Genomic DNA, 19,255 nt, shown 5'->3' on the forward strand with positions numbered 1-19,255 from the left:
TTAATCGTAAGAAATTGTCAGCTTTTTCACAGCTGTTGATAAGCAATCCGGATTTTCGAAAACTAAAGAAGATCGATGAGGAACGGGATCAAAGGTTCATCCGCTGGTGGCATCGGATAATCGCGCATATCCTTCGGGCGAACCCATTTCAGCGCCTGCCCTTCCAAACCCCGCGCAATGCCTTCAAAACGACGGCAGACGTAAAGCGGCATCAGCAGATGAAAATCATCATAGGTGTGGCTCGCAAAGGTCAAAGGCGCGAGGCAGGCAACCTTGGTCGTAATGCCGATTTCTTCCTGCAATTCACGGATCAGCGTTTCCTCGGGCGTTTCACCCGGCTCGACCTTGCCGCCGGGAAACTCCCACAGGCCCGCGAGCTGCTTGCCTTCCGGGCGCTGCGCCAACAGCACCCGCCCATCGGAATCCACCAGCGCACAGGCTGCAACGAGAAGAATGCGACGGCTCTTCACTTCGCTCATTTCTCATTGCTCTCCCGATAGGCGTAACGATAGGCTTCCTGAAAGCCGAAGCGTTCATAAAGCGCGAGACCGGCAACATTTTGCGCCTCGATCTGCAGCCATGCAGTCTTTGCGCCAAGCTTCGCCGCCCATTTGAGCGCCGAGCCGACGACACTGTGGCCGTAGCCTTTGCGGCGAGCGGCAGGCAAGGTGCCGACATCGAACAATCCGGCCATGACACCATCCTGCACGCACAGCACATCGGACACCGCACGTCCGCCTTCCTCCAGCACGAACATGCCCTTGTTCGGACGAATACCGTCCAGAATTTCTGACATGCCGGGGCGCATCTCTTCCGGACGCTCGTGAATGGACAAGGACGCATCGACGAAACGACCAATATCCTTCAGCGGAATTTGGTCGATTTCACCCGACAGGTCTGTCTCGGCCAGATTGCAGGTCATGACGATGGTTTCGTCCTGCCGCTTCCAGCCTAGCCCTTCGAGATAATTTTCAAGTTCGACAGGCGCGAGTGGCGAAAGCCGGAAACAAGGCACACGGCCATAAGCACGGAAACGCTGCGCCGCCAGCTCCACGCGGGTTGGAATATCCCGCGTGTCACCCGGATCGAGCGGATTGATCGAGTTCAAACGCTTGGAGGAATGCGCTGCCGTCATGCGGATCGCCCATGTTCCGTCGTAATGAACCGACGTGGCAGGCCAGGCGCGGAAACCTACGGCTTCGAGCTGGCGGACAATGGCAAGACTTGGTTTGGTCATCGGAATTCCTGAAAGCATTACAACATCTGTCGGCTAGGGCCCAAGGCCTCAGCTTCGGTAGTCGCCATTGATCGCCACATACTCCTTGGTGAGATCGCAGGTCCAGACAGTGGCTTCGCCGCGACCGATGCCGAGATCGACATGGATGCGGATATCCTCGCCCTTCATATAGGCGGAGGTCGCCTGTTCGGAATAAGCAGGATCGCGCTCGCCCTGATAGGCAACGCGGATATCGCCGAACGAAATGGCGAGCTTGTCGCGATCCGCCGGTTCACCTGCCTTGCCCACGGCCATCACAACACGACCCCAATTGGCGTCTTCACCCGCCACAGCGGTCTTGACCAGCGGCGAATTGGCGATGGAGAGCGCGATCTTCTTGGCGGAAGCCGACGACTTGGCACCCGTCACTTCGATTTCGATCATCTTGCGTGCGCCTTCACCGTCACGCACAACCTGCAAGGCCAGCGACTTCAGAACGCGCTTCAGAGCCTTCTTGAATTCCTTCAGGCGCTTGTCGGACACATCCGTGATCTTCGGCGCACCGCGACCAGCCGCAGCACCGGTTGCAAACAGCATCAGCGTGTCAGAGGTGGAGGTGTCGCTATCGACAGTCACCGCGTTGAAGCTCTTGTTCGCGCCTTTGGACAGCAGGCTTTGCAGCACATCGGCCTTGATCGGCGCATCAGTCACGATGAAGGACAGCATGGTCGCCATGTCCGGCGCAATCATGCCCGCGCCCTTGGCGATACCGTTGATCGTGACGGGAACCTTGCCCAGCAGCACCGTTTCCGTGGCGACCTTCGGATAGGTGTCCGTGGTCATGATGGCCTTGGCTGCCTCGGTCCAGAAATCCTCGACCGCATCTTTGTTCATATCACCGAGCAGATGAGAGAATTTGCTCGCATCGAGCGGCTCGCCGATCACACCGGTCGAAGCCAGGAACACATCGGTCGTGCTGCAGCCGACAGCCTTTGCGGTAGCTTCCGCCGTCGCCTCGGTTGCGGCCTTGCCTTTCACGCCGGTGAAGGCATTGGCGTTGCCCGAATTGACCACGACAGCACGCGCTTTGCCGTGAACGAGGTTCTTGCGGCAGAAATCGACCGGTGCCGACGGGCAGAGCGAACGGGTGAATACGCCTGCGGCTTCCGCCGGACGGTCGAACACCATCAGCATCACATCGGTCCGCCCCTTATATTTGATACCGGCAGCGGCAGTAGCAATACGCACACCGTCGATGGCAGGCATGGACGGGTAATGTTTTGGAGCGAGCGGAGAAACGGACGCAGACATGAGTGCCTCAAAAGGGGTCGGTTCAGGGTGTTCGGTTCGATGGTTCATCGATAGTCTTGATTCTGGCGCATTGGAAATGTTTGCGGGACAAAATCAAGCAGAAACGGCAGATAGAATGAAAAACGCCCCGGAAGACCGGGGCGTTTAAGTTTTTTAAAAAGTTTACTGCTGCGGCTGTTCGCCTTCAGGCGCGTCGCCCGTTTCGCCAGCATCCTGTGCGGCGGCTGCATCCTTCATCGCCTTTTCGACGGCCGGATCCTTGTAGTCGATCTTCATCCCGTCGCGGAGCTTCTTGACCGTTTCGACATAACGCTCACGCAGAATGATCGAACGGATCTGTTCCTTGACCTGATCGAATGCAGGCGGCTGCTTGGTGCGGCGGTCTTCGAGCTGAATGACGTGGAAGCCGAACTGGGTCTGCACCGGCTCCTTCGTATATTCGCCAGGCTTGAGCGCAAAGGCTGCCTTTTCGAATTCCGGAACCATCTGGCCTTCGGTGAAATAACCGAGATCGCCGCCATTGGCAGCGGAACCGTCCGTGGAGCTTTCCTTGGCCAGATCTTCGAACTTCGCACCACCGGCGAGCTTCTTGATAATGGCTTCGGCTTCTTCCTTCGTCTTCACGAGAATGTGACGCGCACGCACCTCAACCTGAGGCGGCATGGCGGCAATTTCCTTGTCGTAGCGAGCGCGAATATCGGCATCGCTGATCTTGTCGACGATGGCGTCCTTGAAATATTCGTTGTGCAGGGCGCGTTCACGCAGGAAAGCCAGACGGGCTTTGAACTCGTCGGTCTGGTCGAGCTTTTCCTTTTCCGCTTCCGCCGACATCGCCTTGATGTCGATCAGCGCGGCCAAGGCTGCCAGACGGCGCTGTTCAGCCGGAAGGCGGGCAAACTGCGGATCAAGATCGCCAGCGGCCTGATCAACGTCGCCGACAGTGATGTCCTTGCCGTTGACGGTTGCCAGAACCTTTGCCGGATCTTCTTTTTCAGCCGGAGCGGCTGCAGTCTGTGCCGCATCCGCAGGCTTGGGCGCCGCGTCCTGCGCGAACGAGGCCGCGCCGGAGAGGCTTGCGAGGGCAGCGGATGCCGCAAGAACAGCGAGAGCCTTGCGATAAGGGGCTTTGAGAATGGCTTTCATATGAGATTCTCTCCTTCGAGACCGCTTACCGGCCCGATGAATGCGGCGGAATTTGGCCCGGATACCGCCACCCTGTCACGAAAGAGCGGGATTTCCGGCCTGTTGAGCAACGTTGACATCGCCCTAAGCCCCACTTATCTGTCCTTCGGCTTTGCGTCCAGAGTGTTTCCAGCGATACCCTGCAAATCTGCCGGGGTTTGGACGCTCGGCGAGTAGCGGGGGGAAATTGCGCCAAAATTGCGCCTTGAAGGGCTGCTTTAGCGGTGTACTTTTCTTGCATTTGTTTCAATACGCGTGAATAAAGCATTCGACATTGCCGGAAGCGCTTCCGGCTGAACGGACAGGAAAGGACCAGAGATGGTCAGCTTTGGCGGCCTCGCCCGCAAGATATTCGGTTCATCCAACGACCGCCAGGTAAAGACCCTGCGTCAGCGTGCGGAGCAAATTACCGCGCTTGAGAAGAATTACGAAACGCTCACCAATGAGCAGCTTCAGGCCAAGACCGCCGAATTCCGCGCCGCACTGGCTGAAGGAAAGACGCTCGACGCCATTCTGCCCGACGCTTTTGCGACCGCGCGTGAAGCCGCCAAGCGCATATTGGGCATGCGTCCCTTCGATGTGCAGCTGATCGGCGGCATGGTGTTGCATGAACGCGGCATCGCCGAAATGCGCACCGGTGAAGGCAAGACGTTGATGGCGACCCTGCCCGTCTACCTCAACGCGATTGAAGGCAAGGGCGTTCATGTCGTGACGGTCAACGACTACCTCGCCACCCGCGATGCGGAGACGATGGGTCGTCTTTACAATTTCCTCGGCCTGACGGTCGGCGTCATCAAGCACGGTCTGGACGATGATGAGCGTCGCGAGGCCTATGCCTGCGACATCACATACGGCACGAATAACGAACTCGGCTTCGATTATCTGCGCGATAACATGAAGTATGAGCGCGCCCAGATGGTGCAGCGCCCGCACAATTACGCCATCGTCGACGAAGTGGATTCGATCCTCATCGACGAAGCGCGCACGCCGCTGATCATTTCCGGCCCGCTGGAAGATCGCTCGGAGTTTTACAACCTTATCGACACCTTCATTCCGCCGCTGGCAGACGAAGATTACGAAGTCGACGAGAAGCAGAAGACTGCCATCTTCACCGAAGTCGGCACCGAAAAGGTCGAGCAGCTTCTGGAAGCCGCAGGTCATCTGAAGGGTGAAAGCCTCTACGACATCGAGAATGTCGCCGTGGTTCACCATCTGAACAATGCGTTGCGCGCTCACAAGCTGTTCCAGCGCGACAAGGACTACATCGTCCGCAACGACGAAATCGTCATCATTGACGAATTCACCGGTCGCATGATGCCGGGCCGCCGTTATTCGGAAGGCCTGCACCAGGCACTGGAAGCCAAGGAACATGTGACGATCCAGCCGGAAAACCAGACGCTGGCCTCGATCACCTTCCAGAACTATTTCCGCATGTATAACAAGCTCTCCGGCATGACCGGTACGGCTGCCACCGAAGCGGAAGAGTTCGGCAATATTTACGGTCTCGAAGTTCTCGAAATCCCGACCAACCTGCCTGTGCAGCGTATCGACGAGGACGACGAGGTTTACCGCACCGTCGAAGAGAAATACAAAGCCATCGTTCGCGATATTCGTGCATCGCACGAAAAGGGTCAGCCGATCCTTGTCGGCACGACCTCGATCGAAAAGTCGGAACTTCTGGCCGAGCGTCTGCGCAAGGAAGGCATCAAGGACTTCCAGGTCCTGAACGCCCGCTATCACGAGCAGGAAGCTTACATCATCGCACAGGCCGGCGTGCCGGGCACCGTCACCATCGCCACCAACATGGCTGGTCGCGGTACCGACATCCAGCTCGGCGGCAATCTGGAAATGCGCGTTCGTCAGGAACTGGCCGATATTCCGGAAGGTGCGGAACGCGAAGCCAAGATCGCCGAGATCAAGGCCGATATCGCACAGCTGAAAGAAAAGGCGCTTGCCGCAGGCGGACTTTATGTTCTCGCCACCGAGCGCCACGAAAGCCGCCGTATCGACAACCAGCTGCGTGGCCGTTCCGGCCGTCAGGGCGATCCGGGCCGTTCCAAGTTCTTCCTGTCCTTGCAGGACGACCTGATGCGCATCTTCGGCTCCGACCGTATGGATGGCATGCTGCAGAAGCTCGGTCTGAAGGAAGACGAAGCCATCGTCCATCCCTGGATCAACAAGGCGCTCGAAAAGGCTCAGAAGAAGGTCGAAGCACGCAACTTCGAAATTCGTAAGAACCTGCTCAAGTACGACGACGTGATGAACGATCAGCGCAAGGTGATCTTCGAACAACGTCTGGAAATGATGGACGAGCCGGACCTGACCGAAACGGTCGCAGAAATGCGCCATGAGGTTATCGAGGACATCGTCGCCCTGCGTATCCCCAAGGACGCCTATGCGGAAAAGTGGGATATTGCCGGACTGAAGGAAGATGTCGTCACCAAGCTCAATCTCGACCTGCCGGTCGAGGAATGGGCCAAGGAAGAAGGCATCGCCGAAGAAGAGTTCGAGAACCGCATCAAGGAAGCCGCCGACAAGGCCGCTGCCGACCGCGCCGAACGCTTCGGACCGCAGATCATGACCTATGTTGAAAAGTCGGTCATCATGCAGTCGCTCGACAATCTGTGGCGCGAGCATCTGGTCAATCTCGACCATCTGCGCTCGGTCGTCGGCTTCCGCGGTTATGCCCAGCGCGACCCGCTGAACGAATACAAGACTGAAGCCTTCGAACTGTTCCAGTCCATGCTGTCGAACCTGCGCGAAGTGGTTATCTCGCAGTTGATGCGCGTTGAAATCGTCCGCGAGGCACCGCAGGAGCCGGAATTGCCGGTCATGCAAGGCCGCCACATTGACGAGACGACGGGGCAGAACGATTTCGACGATGCTGCCTGGACCGATCATCAGCACGATGAGCGCGTTGTCCCGGCAGCGGACCGCGATCCAGCCGACCCCCGCACATGGGGCAAGGTTAGCCGCAACGAGGCCTGCCCGTGTGGATCAGGCAAGAAATACAAGCATTGCCACGGTGCTTTCGAATAAGACGAATGACAAAAACCCCGGCGCTTATCACGCCGGGGTTTTTCTTTGCACCTGTCCCCGCAGGCGGGAAGACCGGTGCAGCAACATTGTAATCTCACAAGACATGCTATAGCGGCCAAGAATACTGGCCCGCGTCCATAACGGCGCAGATAAACCTGCTTTGCCATCTTTAAGCAGATGCTTTAATTAGACAGTAAGCATATACGATCGGGATTTAGGAAATACTCACCATTCTTGCAGTTTCCGCGCCAAATCTTTCGCTGGATTTTTCCTTTTTCCCTTTTTAAAGGACTCCCATCTAATGTCCGGTCATGGGCCTCTCATCAGGCAGATGCAAGAATTCGAACATATCCCGAAAAACTTGAAACAGGTTTCGGTTAGGATATGCGAGAAAACAGACAGCAAGACCGGGAAAATCCCGGCGCAAACAAGCGAAACGCTCATTCATAAGGGCGGCGCATAACAGGGTTGGCAAAGACGTGTGGTTTTCGGCAGCTGAAGCAGCGGGCCGGTTTTTACCCGGCACCATCGCGGCCAGACTTCGTCCTGTGACGGAGCGACTGGATTCCGTGCTGACCGACAGCGGTCCGCAGGCCGCTGCGCAGCGCGCATCGCTGGTCGCCTTTTCTGTCCGTGTGGCCAGCGCCGCCATCGCGCTCCTGTCGCAAGTCATCCTTGCCCGCTGGATGGGCGAATTCGAATATGGCATCTTCGTTCTTGTCTGGCTGACGATGATCATCATCGGCGATCTCGCCTGCTTCGGCCTGCACACCACCATCATTCGCTATGTGCCGGAATATGTTCAGCGCCAGATGTTCGGTCTGGTCCGTGGCATCCTGTTTACCGGACGCGCATTTGCCTTTGCCTCCGCAACCGTCATTGCGCTGATCGGCTCGCTCGCGCTCTGGCTGCTGAAGGATCAAATCTCCAGCTATTATCTGGTGCCATTCATTCTGGGCTTCATCTGCCTGCCCATGATCACGCTCGGCAATATGCTGGACGGCATTGCCCGGTCGCGCACCTGGGTCACCATGGCGCTGACGCCAAGCTATATTGTGCGCCCGCTTCTCGTGCTTCTGTTCATGATCGTGGCGCATGTTTCAGGCTTGCCATCAACCGCTGCAACTGCCCTTGCCGTATCGATTGTCGCAACGTGGATCACCACGGTAGGACAGTTTTTCACGGTCGACCGCTCGCTGCAAAAGAATATCCCGCCCGCAGAGCGCGACCAGCGCCTACGTGAATGGATGACGGTCGCCTTGCCGATCTTCCTCGTCGAGGGCTTCTTCTTCCTGCTCATCAATGTCGATGTTCTGATGGTGGGTCGCGAGATGGACCCCGAACATGTAGCGATCTATTTCGCCACCACCAAGATCATGGCGCTCGCTCATTTCGTCTATTTCGCTGTGAAAGCCAGCGTGGCCCAGCGTTATTCCGATCTGTTGCACAGCGGCGACCGGCGAGAGTTTGCAAGCTTTGCGCAGGCTTCCGTTCGCTGGACCTTCTGGCCCACGCTCGTCCTCGGCATCGTCATCCTGATGGCCGGATATCCGCTGCTGCGGCTGTTCGGCCCGGCCTTCACGACAGGCTATCCGCTTCTGTTCATTCTGATCATCGGCGTGATTGCCCGCTCCAGTGTGGGACCGGCGGAAAGCCTGCTCAACATGTCGGGCAAGCAGAACATCTGCGCCCTGCTCTATGCCGTAACGCTAGCCGTGAATGTCATTCTCAATCTGGTGCTGATCCCACGCTTCGGCCTGACCGGCGCCGCCATTTCGACAGCCATCGCCATGCTGATGGAAGCAACACTGCTTTCGACAGCCGTTTCTCGCACCATGCATATCGCTATGTTCATTCTCATCCCCCGAGATCGAGACAATAGCCCGGAGGGTATTTTGTAATGGCCGCAAAACCTTTGCTTGAAGAATCCGCAGGCGGAAACGCAGCGCGCATCGTTTCGGAACTGTCCGATACAGTCACCGCCATGGATGCCGCCAAGAAGCTGGAGGAAAGCCTTCACAGCCGCGATATCCCGCGCAAGCTGGCGATCTACGGTGCGGCAGCTGGTTTCGAGCTGCGCGACGAGCTGGATCACCTGAGCAACCGGACTATCGAGCCGAATGTCTTCTTCAACGCCCGCTTTCTGGCCCCCGCCATGCCGCGGCTTGAAGATCGCGAGGTCCGCTTCATGGTCATGCGCGACGAAAACGAAATCCGCAGTCGCCTGCGCTTTGTGATGCCTTATACGATCGAGCGTCCCGGCCTTCCGCTGTCCACCCCGGTCATCCGTGCCTGGTCAACACCTTTCGGCCCGCAAGGTACACCACTCATCGACCACGACGACCCGGTCGGCGTGGTGGAAGACCTGTTCGATATTCTGGCGCGCGACCACCTCAAACTGCCCAACGTGCTGGTTTTGCCTGAAATGCGCGCCAATGGCGCTGCGGCAAAGCTCATCCGCTCGGTCGCGGTCGGACGGCAACTGCCGGTCGTCGCCATCGAACAGAAAGAGCGCCCGTTCCTCAAGAGCGACCTCGACGGCGACAGCTACATCCAGCAGGCCATCGGCGGCCAACACCGCCGCGACTACCAGCGTCTGTGGCGGCGTCTTGCCGACAAGGGTGAACTCGCCCACCGCATCTATCGCACCCCGGATGAAGTGCGGCAGTCTTTCGAACATTTTCTTTCGCTGGAAGCCAATGGCTGGAAAGGAAAGCGCGGCACAGCCATGGCGGTGGACCGCTTCCGTGCCGCCTTTGCGCGCGAGGCAGTCAACAATCTCGCCGAACGCGATTGCGTGCGTGTCCACACGCTGGAGCTGGACGGGCGCGTCATCGCCATCCTGACCGTCTTCACCGTTGCGGGTGAAGCATGGACATGGAAAACCGCTTACGACGAAAGCCTTCAGGCTTTTTCGCCCGGCGTTCTGCTCATGATTGAAGTCGCGAAAAGCCATCTCAACGACCCGAATATCCTCAGAACGGATTCCTGCGCCGTGCCGGACCATCCGGTGATGACGCGCCTCTTTCAGGAGCGCGAAACCATTGAGACACTGGTGGTTGGTCTGAACCCCGGTGCAGACAGGCTTGCGCGTCAGGCCGCATCGCAGATCCATCTCTATCAGCGGACCCGCAATCTCGCACGCATCGTGCGCAACCGCATTCGCAGCTTCACGGATCGCAGTTAGAACACGTCCCGAAAAGTGCAAAGCCATTTGCGGATAAGACGTGGGCAAGAACAAAACCAGAGCGGTTTCGACAATCCAGCCGTACTGATGCCGCTCTGGAGCGATGCTTTGCCGGCCATAGAAATAGCGGGCAAGATCAACAGTTTGTGAAAGCTTTCAGGGCGTGTTATCATCGCTTTCGGGAGAGCGCATGACAGGCGGAAGAGGAGGTCCGCACCGGTGCATTTCCAACCTCGCAAGAGGTGCGGAGCGTTCCGGGTCATAACAATCAGGACCGGCTTTCGTCTGGTTCGCAACCGCCATCGCGCCCTCCCATGGGAAGGAGATGCGCTATGGAATATTTCCACTATATCAGCACGCTTGATTACATCCTGCTCGGCTTCATTGCGGTCGTCGTGGTGTGGAACGTGGTTGAACACGGCCTGCGTCACAGATAGGCCATATCGACCCGGCAAGGTCTTGCCGTTGATAGTGTTGCGATCTGATTGCCTGCGAAAACGCGCCGCGTTTTCTGACAGGATATGATGATCGCATCCATGCAGAACTGGATGCCGTGCTTGAGGCACTGCAGCGTAGAATGCTTGACGGCTTCGCGTCACCTCACCGCCGCATCTCCCTGAGAACATGTCACACAGCCATGCTGTGTCGCGCTTTGGTGCCTTTAGCTCGCAGCTTTACACAGGCCATTCATAACAATCGACATTCCTCGCCAAAACCTGCGCTTGTGGGCAATTGACCTCGTTTCGTTTAGCCGGTATATCCCAACCCGCTGTCCATTCTGGACCATATCAAACTGCTTCGGCAGACCTGTGCGGGTGTGGTGGAACTGGTAGACGCGCCGGACTCAAAATCCGGTTCCGAAAGGAGTGTCGGTTCGATTCCGACCACCCGCACCACTTCCATGCAAATCTCGAATCTATATCGTCCCGCCTCAATCTATTTGAGGCTAATCGCGCTTTTGCATGTGCCGCGATCAGATTCAGCCCCTCCCTCACTCCATCGGCAGATAGTGTTTTCATTGCGTCTGAGCTGGATCGCGTCTCGATCTGATTGAGCCAGATCGGGAAACGATATCGGTTGCACAAAGGCAGACCACACCTTTCAAGGCTGACCACAACCATAATCCGTAGATTGCTACATTACGTAATGTTAATTTTTACTTTACTGTAAAGTCAAATAGGGTGATACTTAACATGGAAATTGAGATGACGTGCTCGAACCGAGCGGAATTCAAGCTCCATCTATAAAATGTTGATAAAATATAATCCCCCTCCAATCTGGCGATACATTATGGAAAACGCAGATAAAGAATATATCAATGGAAATAGAATTTTGCATGTGAAGCTAGCTAATAATATTATAACTTCATATGTTAATAAGAATCAGATGACCTCTGAAGAACTACTGAGTGTTATCACAGATGTGTGCCAATGCATCGGCGGCTTATCGGGATCATCGAGTTTTTCTCCCAAGGAAGCTCCCGCAATACCTTCGGTAGACCCCAAGGAATCGATCTTCGAAGATTACATCATTTGCCTCGAAGATGGTCGTCGCTACAAAACCCTCAAGCGCGCCTTGATGAGCCGCTTCGGTCTGACGCCTGATGCGTACAGGCGCAAATGGAACTTGCCCACCGATTACCCGATGGTGGCTCCTGCTTCTGCAAAGAAGATGTCTGCCCTTTCCAGAATGGAAAGGGACGATGTCGTGAGCGCGTAAGGCATTTATCGCTCAAGGGTGCAGCCATGCTGCACCCACTCGCCCTTCACGGCAGCGCGGCACCCGCGTCCTCTGATTAAACCATCACGTCGAAGAGCTACGCGAACCGATGCTTAAGCATTGGCAATGGGCACCTGTGTGCATTTTCCGCTTTGGGCTCCGCATCCGTACCCGCCTCAAACTGCTCCGAGGACCGTGTTATGCGTAAGCTAAGCCACATTCATTATGCCTGGTATATTGCCCTGGCCTGCCTCGCCATCTCGTGTATTCGAGCCGGTATCGGCTTCCAGACAATGGGCTTCATCATCAATCCGGCACGTGAGGAGCTTGGCTGGTCCAATACGCAGATTACCGGGGTTATCGCCTTTCGTGAACTCGTCGCCGGATTAGCCGCTCCCCTCGTTGGCCGCTGGGTTGATCAGCGAGGCCCCAGAACTGTGATGATCGTCGGAGCGGTTCTTGTCGGCCTGTCCTTCAGCCTCACGTCCGTCGCACAGACCTTCTGGCAATTTGTCCTGATCTTCGGCGTCATTGGCGGTGTCGGCGTTGCAGGCCTCTCCAATGCGCTGGTTTTTCCGCTGATCGCCAAGTGGTTCTCGGCGCAACGCGGTCGAGCGACCGGTCTGGTATCGTCGGGAGCCAATCTGGGCGGCATCTTGATGTCGCCTTTGATCATCTGGCTCTTGTCTATTTCCGACTGGCGCTCAACCTGGTTCGTTCTCGGCTTCCTGCCAATTCTCATTCTGGTGCCGCTGGCAATCTTCGTCCTGCGCCGCGAGCCCGCCGACATGGGGTTGAAGCCTTTCGGCGAAGATCCGGACAAAACAGCCAGAACGACAGACACCAGCCCCGATCTGACTGTGGGAGACGCAATGCGTTCGTCGGGTTTCTGGTTTCTGATGATCGGCTGGAATCTGACCGACTTCGTGCTGAAAGGCGCTTTGCTGCACAAGATTCCGGCGGCACAGTCGCTGGGTTTCAATACCGCCGAAGCGGGCAGCGTGATCATGACCTATAGTATCTGCGCCATTCTGGGCAAATTGCTCACCGGCTTCATCGCCGATCAGTTCCCGACCCGACTGGTGATCCTCTGCCTTTCGGCAATGCAGGCAATCGGCCTGATCCTCTTCATCAATGCGGACAGTATCTGGCACCTGCAACTGGGATATGGCGTATTGAGCGGCTTGTCGGCAGGTGGGCTCATCATGATGATGCCATTTCTGCTGGCCTCGCTGTTCGGTCGTAAAAACCAGGGCGCCATCATGGGCGTCGTCACGCCGATGGTGATGATTTCTGGCATTGGTGGCCCGATGCTCGCGGCACTGCTGTTCGACATGACGGGCAGCTATACGTTCGCTTTCGAAATCTATGCCGTTATTTCCGTTCTCGGCGGGTTGGCATTGTTCGGCGCCAGCACGGCGCGCAAGACCTCTCCGGAAGCCACGAAACCATCAGGAGGCTTATGATGACCACGATCACTCTTCTCTATCCCGGTGATATGGGCGGCGCTTTCGCCAGACTGCTGATATCCGCTGGACATAAGGTGATAAGCCCGCTGGGCGGGCGCAGCGAGCGGACACAAAAGACGGCGCAGTCCATTGGTGTCGAGATGCGCGACGACATGGCTTCCGCCGTTACGGACAGCGACATTGTGCTGTCGCTTGTGCCACCATCAGCAGTGATCGATGTCGCCTCCCAAGCAATCGCGGCCTGTCGCGAACAAGGGGCCGCACCATTCTTCATCGATATGAATGCCAAGACACCCGCCGATGCCGAGCACTTGAACACAGCTTTCGGCGATGCTTCGCTTCCCTTCTGCAATGCATGCATCATTGGCCGCGCCTCGCATCTTGGCGACGAAGGCAGCATCTATGCCAGCGGACCCGACACAAAGCCTCTGGAGACCTTGTTTGAAGACTTGCTGCCTGTCATCTCGCTTGGCGAAGACATCGCGCGAGCATCCGTTTTCAAAATGGCATTTGCCGGGTTCAACAAAACCGTGGCCGCTGCTTTGTTCGAAACGGCCAACACGGCCAATGCCTTTGGCGTGACCGATCCGCTGTTCGAGCTGATCGGCCATCATCTGGGCGGCACGCTATCTGACCTCGGCAAGCTGGTGTCGACTTATCCACGCCACATCCTGCGTCGTGCGGAAGAAATGGAAGCGCTGGCGGTGATGCTCGCCGATGCGGAACTGCCGAACGAAATCGCACTGGCCGCAGGCGCAACATTCCGCAGCCTCGGCAACAGCGGCAGCTGGTCCGAAACAACAGCAACCCCGCAATTGCAGGAGCTGCTATCCGAGATCGATTATCGCCATTAGGCTGGAGACGAAACCCCTCTTATGAAAAGCCCCTAATTCACCGGCAGCAGGGTTTCCACGATCAGCGCATAGATCGACCAACCGACAAGCAGGATCGAGCATAAAAGCCGGGTCGTGAAGGGTAGCCTTGCCGGCGTGCTGCACATTGATATAGGCGCCCGACACACTAGAGATTTCATCGATCGGCAGCGCATCCATATCGGCCACCACGCCCGCAGCGTGTTTTCCTCAAAGCCGATTTCGGGATGACGATGCAGGTCCTCGAAAACCGGGGCCGCTCCTCACGACCTCCGGCTTTGATTCGTCACACCAGATCAGGCTGCTTCCAGCGCCTGAGCGAGATCGGCAATCAGATCATCTGGATGCTCGATACCGATGGACAGGCGAATGGTCGATTCCAGCACACCGATGCGCTCGCGCACTTCAATCGGAACACCGGAATGGGTCATTGCCGCCGGGTGGCTAGCAAGCGATTCCGTGCCCCCCAGACTGACCGCCAGCTTCAATATCTGAAGCGCATTGAGGAAGCGAAACGCTGCTGCCTGTCCGCCCTTGATGTCGAACGAGAATGTGGAGCCAGCGCCCGTGCATTGCCGCTTGAACAATGCGCCGACATCGGATTTTTCATCCTCAAATGGCAGATAATGCAGCTTTTCGACCTTCGGATGATCGCGCAGGAATTCGGCAATCGCTCGCGCATTGCTGTTCGCCCGTTCCATACGCAGGCCAAGCGTTTCCAGCGAACGCCCAAGCATCCAGCAGGAATGCGGATCGAGCTGCGTGCCGATGGCGCCGCGCAAGGCCTTGACCTGCCTGACAACGGATTTGGAGCCGAGCACCGCGCCCGCAATCAGATCGGAATGGCCGCCGACATATTTGGTCAGCGAATAAACCGATAAATCCGCACCGTGATCGAGCGGCTTCTGGAATACCGGCCCCAGCAAGGTATTGTCACAGGCGATGATTGGACGATGTCCCTGCCGTTGCTCGATCTTTTCAGCCACACGCCGGATAGCGGCAATATCGACCAGACTATTGGTCGGGTTGGCCGGTGTTTCAATCAGGATGACCGAAACGCGCCCCTTGGCCAAGGCTTCCTCTGCTGCCTTTTCGATCGCCGTTTCATGCACGCCATCGGCGAAGGCCACCGCCTCTACACCGAAATTCAGAAACGTTTTAGCCAAAAGCGTTTCAGTGCCGCCATAAAGCGGCTGCGAATGCAGAATGACATCGCCGGGGCGTGCGAAGGCAAAAAGCGTTGTCGCAATGGCTGACATGCCGGACGAAAACAGCGCCGAACTCTCGGCCCCCTCATAGACCGCCAGACGGTCTTCGACGATTTCGCTGTTGGGATGATTGAAGCGTGAATAGACCAGTCCCGCGCCCACACCTGCGGGCGGCTCCTTGCGTCCGGAAACGAAATCGAAGAAATCGCGCCCATCCTCGGCAGTCTTGAAAACGAAGGTCGACGTCAGAAAAACCGGCGGCTTGACCGCGCCCTCGGAAAGCTCCGGGTCATAGCCGTAATTCAGCATTTGTGTTTCGGGATGAAGCAGGTGGTTGCCCAAGTGGGTCTTGTAAGGACGCGGCGCAGTCATGACGACCTCCTGAAAAGCCAAACTCCTCTTGCCCAACCAGATAGGCGGACAAGAGGAGCTTAACAGAGGTCATCGGCAATCTTCTTTCGTTGTTTGCCCCTCACGGGTAATCGCTGAACCCGCGAGAAACACCCAAAAGAAAACAAATAGCTGCCAATTACTTGATCACCAGCACAGGCACAGTGCTGAGCGACAGGACTTCCGCCGCCTGACTGCCGAGCAGGAGCTTGTTGACGCCGCGACGACCATGCGAGGAAATGATGATCAGGTCGCTGCCATGGGATTTCGCCGCTTCCACAATGCCTTGCGCGGGCGACTGGTTTTCGACATGCACCGCTTCAGCGGTCACGCCTGCGGCTTTCGCCTTGTCCCTGGCTTTGGTCAGGATCTCGGTTGCAGCCTTGGTGATTGCTTCGCGATATTCCTGAAAAGCAACCGGGCTCGATGCCCATTCCGCCGCAACGACGATGCCATAGGACGGCAGAAGTTCGGTCACCGATACGAAAGTCAGTTTCGCGCCCGTTTCCTTCGCCAGTTCCACGCCCTGATCCACGCCCTTTTCTGCGAGTTCCGACCCATCGGTCGCGATCAGAATGTTCTTGTACATCTCTTGGTCTCCTGGTTGCCTGATAACTTAATTATGCGCGCCTTACCCAAGCTAATGCATTGACGCGGATCAATATCCTTCCAGATAAGCTAATACGCCCACTCCCAATTATGATGGAATTCACTTTTAAAAAATTCGATTATATAGAATATAATTCTAAACATGATCCATCAAGCGCATATGTCCAGCTATGCTTTTGCGCTGTTTCCTCTTAAACTTTGCGCAACATGAAGGGAGATTACGCTATGAACAAACCCCTTGGCTCGAAGAGCAACGAAACTGCAGGACGCGGCCGTGTTTACGGCTCGATTCTGGAAACAATCGGCAACACGCCGCTTGTCCGCATTGATAAATTTGCCAAGGAAAACGGCGTGGTCGCGAACCTTCTGGTAAAGCTGGAATTCTTCAATCCGCTGGCAAGCGTCAAGGATCGTATCGGCCTTGCGCTGATCGAAGCGCTTGAAGAACAGGGCAAGGCCGTGCCCGGCAAGACGGTTTTCGTCGAGCCGACCTCCGGCAATACCGGTATTGCGCTTGCCTTTGCCGCAGCGGCCAAAGGCTATCGCCTTGTGCTGACCATGCCGGAAACCATGTCGGTGGAACGCCGCAAGCTGCTCAAACTGCTTGGCGCCGAACTGGTGCTGACCGAAGGCGCGAAGGGCATGAAGGGCGCGATCGCCAAGGCTGAGGAAATCGCCGAAGGCAACCCGAACGCCATCATTCCGCAGCAGTTTGAAAACCCTGCCAATCCGGAAATCCATCGCCGCACGACGGCGGAAGAAATCTGGAACGATACCAATGGCGAGGCCGACATTCTGATCTCCGGCATCGGCACTGGCGGCACCATCACCGGCGTCGGTCAGGTGATCAAGGCGCGCAAGCCTTCCTTCAAGGTGATCGCTGTAGAACCCAAGGATTCCCCTGTCCTGTCCGGCGGCACGCCCGGCCCGCACAAGATTCAGGGCATCGGCGCAGGCTTTGCACCGAAGACGCTCGACACCGGCATTTACGATGAAGTCGTTCAGGTCTCGAATGAGGATTCCTTTGCCAATGCGCGCCTGATTGCCCGTATCGAAGGCATTCCGGTCGGCATCTCGTCTGGCGCAGCGCTCACCGCTGCGATTGAGGTCGGCAAACGCCCGGAAAATGCTGGCAAGAACATTGTCATCATCATTCCTTCCTTTGCAGAACGCTATCTTTCGACGGCGCTGTTTGAAGGTCTGGAATAATCGGCTTTATCGAAGCCTGGTTTCAGAAAAGCAAAAAGCCAGAGCGGGCGACCGTTCTGGCTTTATTTCATTCTGGGGTGCCTTGGGAGAGGCTTAGAGCACAGTCCGACCCGATATAATCAGATCGAAATGCACTTTAGTGGCGCGTGCGTGCTTCGCAAGCCGGGCCAGGTCCGCGCATGTAATGGCGCTCGGGCCGATAGCTCGGTGCGACGAACTCGCGGATGACATTAACGCTGTCACGCAGCTGAACAAGAATGCTCATCGCTTTCACCTTCATCTAAATCATGTTCGAAAGGATGTTCACTGCGCTCAATGTGAGCTTGTGAAGTAAGCTTCACTTCCGAACATCTTAATGAAAACTTTAACGATCAAAGATGAATAAGTGCTAAATCGGTATCGTTAACGGTAAGTTAATAGTAACGATATTCAGGTTTTCCACAGGTGCCTGAAACTTGTCACAGTTGAAAATTCTCACAAAAAAAGCCGGTCGAAACCGGCTTTTAGATTGAATGGCTATGGCGCTATCAGCGCGTCGGCACTGGATGCTCGCCGCGATAATCGTAGAAGCCGCGGCCCGTCTTACGACCAAGCCAGCCTGCTTCGACATATTTGACCAGCAGCGGGCACGGGCGATACTTGGAATCCGCAAGGCCGTCATGCAGCACCTGCATGATCGAAAGACAGGTGTCGAGACCGATGAAGTCTGCGAGCTGCAATGGGCCCATCGGATGGTTGGCACCGAGTTTCATGGCCGTATCGATGGCTTCGACGCTGCCCACGCCTTCGTAAAGCGTATAGATCGCCTCGTTGATCATCGGCAGCAGGATGCGGTTGACGATGAATGCCGGGAAATCCTCGGCAACTGTTACCGTCTTGCCGAGCGCCTGCACGAAATCCTTCGACTTGCGGAACGTGTCTTCATCGGTGGCGATGCCGCGCACCAGCTCCACCAGCTTCATCACCGGCACCGGATTCATGAAGTGAATACCGATGAAACGCTCCGGACGGTCCGTCGTCGAGGCAAGCCGCGTGATGGAGATCGACGAAGTGTTGGTCGCCAGAATGGCCTGCGGGTTCAGGATCGGGCAGAGCTGCGCGAAAATCTTGCGCTTGACGGTTTCGTCTTCCGTTGCCGCTTCAATGGCCAGATCAACGCCCGCAAGGTCTTCCATCGAATTTGCAGCACGGATCAGCTTCATGGCTGCTGCGCGCTCTTCTTCCTGCAATTTGCCGGAAGAAACCTGACGCGCCATATTGCCGTTGATGGTGGCAATGCCCTTTTCCAGCCGGTCTGGCGCAGCGTCGTGCAAAAGCACACTAAAACCTGCCAGAGCGCAGACATGGGCGATGCCGCCACCCATCTGACCCGCGCCGACTATACCAACCGTCTTGATTGCCACCGTAGTAACTCCTTCATCCTCCCCAAAGGGGCCTGTCGAGCATTTCTTTTTGCGGCAAGCGCAAAACTGCGCTTCGAATTGCAAAAGGCTCATCCAGCAGATGATAGGCTGTCCGCCTAAAATGCAATCCAAAATTCTTGCCAAATGGTCTGTCGAGCCTGCAATCGCGCCTTGCCGCTAAAATTGCCCGCCGCTGACAAAGAACCCGCCCCGGTGGCGAGACAGTGTCTCCGACTGGGACGGGTCGTAAAACGAAGAAGCGGCGAGACCAGCCCGCCGCTTCGTAAACGATCAGAGAGCCTTCTGCAGCTCCGGCAGCACGGTGAAGAGATCACCGACGAGGCCATAATCGGCAACCTGGAAGATCGGCGCTTCTTCGTCCTTGTTGATGGCGACGATGACGCGGCTGTCTTTCATGCCGGCCAGATGCTGGATCGCGCC

At 56.6% G+C, this 19,255-nt stretch carries 15 protein-coding genes, 1 tRNA gene and 1 pseudogene; 8 read left to right on the forward strand and 9 right to left on the reverse strand.

The features are described 5' to 3' along the window. Window positions 1-62: 62 nt before the first annotated feature. The 4 genes from mutT to FHW00_RS23075 all read right to left on the reverse strand — a co-directional run bounded on the left by mutT (window position 63) and on the right by FHW00_RS23075 (window position 3,670). The gene (gene mutT, locus FHW00_RS23060; RefSeq protein ID WP_078341032.1) at window positions 63-479 is read right to left on the reverse strand and encodes an 8-oxo-dGTP diphosphatase MutT; all 417 of its coding nucleotides are present in this window, start codon (window positions 477-479) and stop codon (window positions 63-65) included. Beyond that, window positions 476-1,237 (reverse strand): GNAT family N-acetyltransferase, encoded by a 762-nt coding sequence (locus FHW00_RS23065; protein ID WP_078341033.1) that lies wholly within the window; start codon window positions 1,235-1,237, stop codon window positions 476-478. Before FHW00_RS23065 ends, mutT begins: the two co-directional genes overlap by 4 nt. Window positions 1,238-1,285: 48 nt before the next feature. Next, complete coding sequence (gene argJ, locus FHW00_RS23070; RefSeq protein WP_113534765.1) at window positions 1,286-2,527, reverse strand: bifunctional glutamate N-acetyltransferase/amino-acid acetyltransferase ArgJ; 1,242 nt, start codon at window positions 2,525-2,527, stop codon at window positions 1,286-1,288. Between the two features lie 162 nt (window positions 2,528-2,689). After that, window positions 2,690-3,670, reverse strand: coding sequence for a peptidylprolyl isomerase (locus FHW00_RS23075; protein ID WP_078341034.1), 981 nt, complete (start codon window positions 3,668-3,670; stop codon window positions 2,690-2,692). Between the two features lie 357 nt (window positions 3,671-4,027). Between FHW00_RS23075 and secA the strand changes: the two genes are divergently transcribed. The 7 genes from secA (at window position 4,028) to FHW00_RS23110 (ending at window position 13,977) form a co-directional block, all read left to right on the forward strand. Next, entirely contained in the window at window positions 4,028-6,748 is a 2,721-nt protein-coding gene (gene secA / locus FHW00_RS23080) for a preprotein translocase subunit SecA (RefSeq protein WP_078341036.1), read from the forward strand. 479 nt (window positions 6,749-7,227) lie between these two features. Next, entirely contained in the window at window positions 7,228-8,649 is a 1,422-nt protein-coding gene (locus FHW00_RS23085) for a lipopolysaccharide biosynthesis protein (protein WP_078341037.1), read from the forward strand. Then, a complete protein-coding gene (gene bspF / locus FHW00_RS23090) occupies window positions 8,649-9,935 on the forward strand; it encodes a type IV secretion system effector crotonyl transferase BspF (RefSeq protein WP_078341038.1) in 1,287 nt (428 codons plus the stop codon). The genes FHW00_RS23085 and bspF overlap by 1 nt, the downstream gene beginning before the upstream one ends. A gap of 811 nt (window positions 9,936-10,746) precedes the next feature. Continuing rightward, window positions 10,747-10,831, forward strand: a tRNA-Leu gene (locus FHW00_RS23095). A gap of 394 nt (window positions 10,832-11,225) precedes the next feature. After that, on the forward strand, window positions 11,226-11,654 hold the full coding sequence (locus FHW00_RS23100) for a MucR family transcriptional regulator (protein ID WP_176168379.1): 429 nt from the start codon (window positions 11,226-11,228) through the stop codon (window positions 11,652-11,654). A gap of 200 nt (window positions 11,655-11,854) precedes the next feature. Beyond that, window positions 11,855-13,120 carry an MFS transporter gene (locus tag FHW00_RS23105; RefSeq protein WP_078341040.1) on the forward strand — a complete coding sequence of 422 codons (1,266 nt, stop codon included), beginning with the start codon at window positions 11,855-11,857 and terminating at the stop codon, window positions 13,118-13,120. Beyond that, window positions 13,120-13,977, forward strand: coding sequence for an NAD(P)-binding domain-containing protein (locus FHW00_RS23110; RefSeq protein ID WP_162762701.1), 858 nt, complete (start codon window positions 13,120-13,122; stop codon window positions 13,975-13,977). The genes FHW00_RS23105 and FHW00_RS23110 overlap by 1 nt, the downstream gene beginning before the upstream one ends. 314 nt (window positions 13,978-14,291) lie before the next feature. Here the strand turns inward: FHW00_RS23110 and FHW00_RS23115 are convergent, their stop codons facing one another. Then, window positions 14,292-15,575 (reverse strand): cystathionine gamma-synthase family protein, encoded by a 1,284-nt coding sequence (locus FHW00_RS23115; protein WP_078341042.1) that lies wholly within the window; start codon window positions 15,573-15,575, stop codon window positions 14,292-14,294. 157 nt (window positions 15,576-15,732) lie between these two features. Then, the gene (locus FHW00_RS23120; RefSeq protein ID WP_078341043.1) at window positions 15,733-16,182 is read right to left on the reverse strand and encodes a universal stress protein; all 450 of its coding nucleotides are present in this window, start codon (window positions 16,180-16,182) and stop codon (window positions 15,733-15,735) included. A gap of 245 nt (window positions 16,183-16,427) precedes the next feature. Here FHW00_RS23120 and cysK point away from each other — a divergent pair, with 245 nt between their 5' ends. Then, window positions 16,428-17,411: a cysteine synthase A gene (gene cysK, locus FHW00_RS23125; RefSeq protein WP_078341044.1), complete on the forward strand. Its 984-nt coding sequence runs from the start codon at window positions 16,428-16,430 to the stop codon at window positions 17,409-17,411. Between the two features lie 136 nt (window positions 17,412-17,547). On the opposite strand, the gene FHW00_RS24640 is transcribed toward cysK, so the two are convergent. The 3 genes and pseudogenes from FHW00_RS24640 to FHW00_RS23135 all read right to left on the reverse strand — a co-directional run. After that, a complete protein-coding gene (locus FHW00_RS24640) occupies window positions 17,548-17,676 on the reverse strand; it encodes a hypothetical protein (RefSeq protein WP_268898867.1) in 129 nt (42 codons plus the stop codon). Window positions 17,677-17,938: 262 nt separating this feature from the next. Then, window positions 17,939-18,814, reverse strand: coding sequence for a 3-hydroxybutyryl-CoA dehydrogenase (locus tag FHW00_RS23130; RefSeq protein ID WP_078341045.1), 876 nt, complete (start codon window positions 18,812-18,814; stop codon window positions 17,939-17,941). Window positions 18,815-19,105: 291 nt separating this feature from the next. Next, window positions 19,106-19,255, reverse strand: a pseudogene (locus FHW00_RS23135) (electron transfer flavoprotein subunit alpha/FixB family protein); the annotation flags it as partial.

It is taken from the genome of Ochrobactrum sp. P6BSIII (genome assembly GCF_014138065.1).
Lineage (GTDB): Bacteria > Pseudomonadota > Alphaproteobacteria > Rhizobiales > Rhizobiaceae > Brucella.

Excerpts from the sequence above, each read along its gene's own strand:
- FHW00_RS23115 (WP_078341042.1), bottom strand. The coding sequence starts at position 15,575 with ATGACTGCGCCGCGTCCTTACAAGACCCACTTGGGCAACCACCTGCTT.
- FHW00_RS23100 (WP_176168379.1), top strand. The coding sequence starts at position 11,226 with ATGGAAAACGCAGATAAAGAATATATCAATGGAAATAGAATTTTGCAT.
- secA (WP_078341036.1), top strand. The coding sequence starts at position 4,028 with ATGGTCAGCTTTGGCGGCCTCGCCCGCAAGATATTCGGTTCATCCAAC.
- FHW00_RS24640 (WP_268898867.1), bottom strand. The coding sequence starts at position 17,676 with ATGAGCATTCTTGTTCAGCTGCGTGACAGCGTTAATGTCATCCGCGAG.
- FHW00_RS23065 (WP_078341033.1), bottom strand. The coding sequence starts at position 1,237 with ATGACCAAACCAAGTCTTGCCATTGTCCGCCAGCTCGAAGCCGTAGGT.
- argJ (WP_113534765.1), bottom strand. The coding sequence starts at position 2,527 with ATGTCTGCGTCCGTTTCTCCGCTCGCTCCAAAACATTACCCGTCCATG.
- mutT (WP_078341032.1), bottom strand. The coding sequence starts at position 479 with ATGAGCGAAGTGAAGAGCCGTCGCATTCTTCTCGTTGCAGCCTGTGCG.
- FHW00_RS23075 (WP_078341034.1), bottom strand. The coding sequence starts at position 3,670 with ATGAAAGCCATTCTCAAAGCCCCTTATCGCAAGGCTCTCGCTGTTCTT.
- FHW00_RS23110 (WP_162762701.1), top strand. The coding sequence starts at position 13,120 with ATGACCACGATCACTCTTCTCTATCCCGGTGATATGGGCGGCGCTTTC.
- FHW00_RS23120 (WP_078341043.1), bottom strand. The coding sequence starts at position 16,182 with ATGTACAAGAACATTCTGATCGCGACCGATGGGTCGGAACTCGCAGAA.
- cysK (WP_078341044.1), top strand. The coding sequence starts at position 16,428 with ATGAACAAACCCCTTGGCTCGAAGAGCAACGAAACTGCAGGACGCGGC.
- FHW00_RS23105 (WP_078341040.1), top strand. The coding sequence starts at position 11,855 with ATGCGTAAGCTAAGCCACATTCATTATGCCTGGTATATTGCCCTGGCC.
- bspF (WP_078341038.1), top strand. The coding sequence starts at position 8,649 with ATGGCCGCAAAACCTTTGCTTGAAGAATCCGCAGGCGGAAACGCAGCG.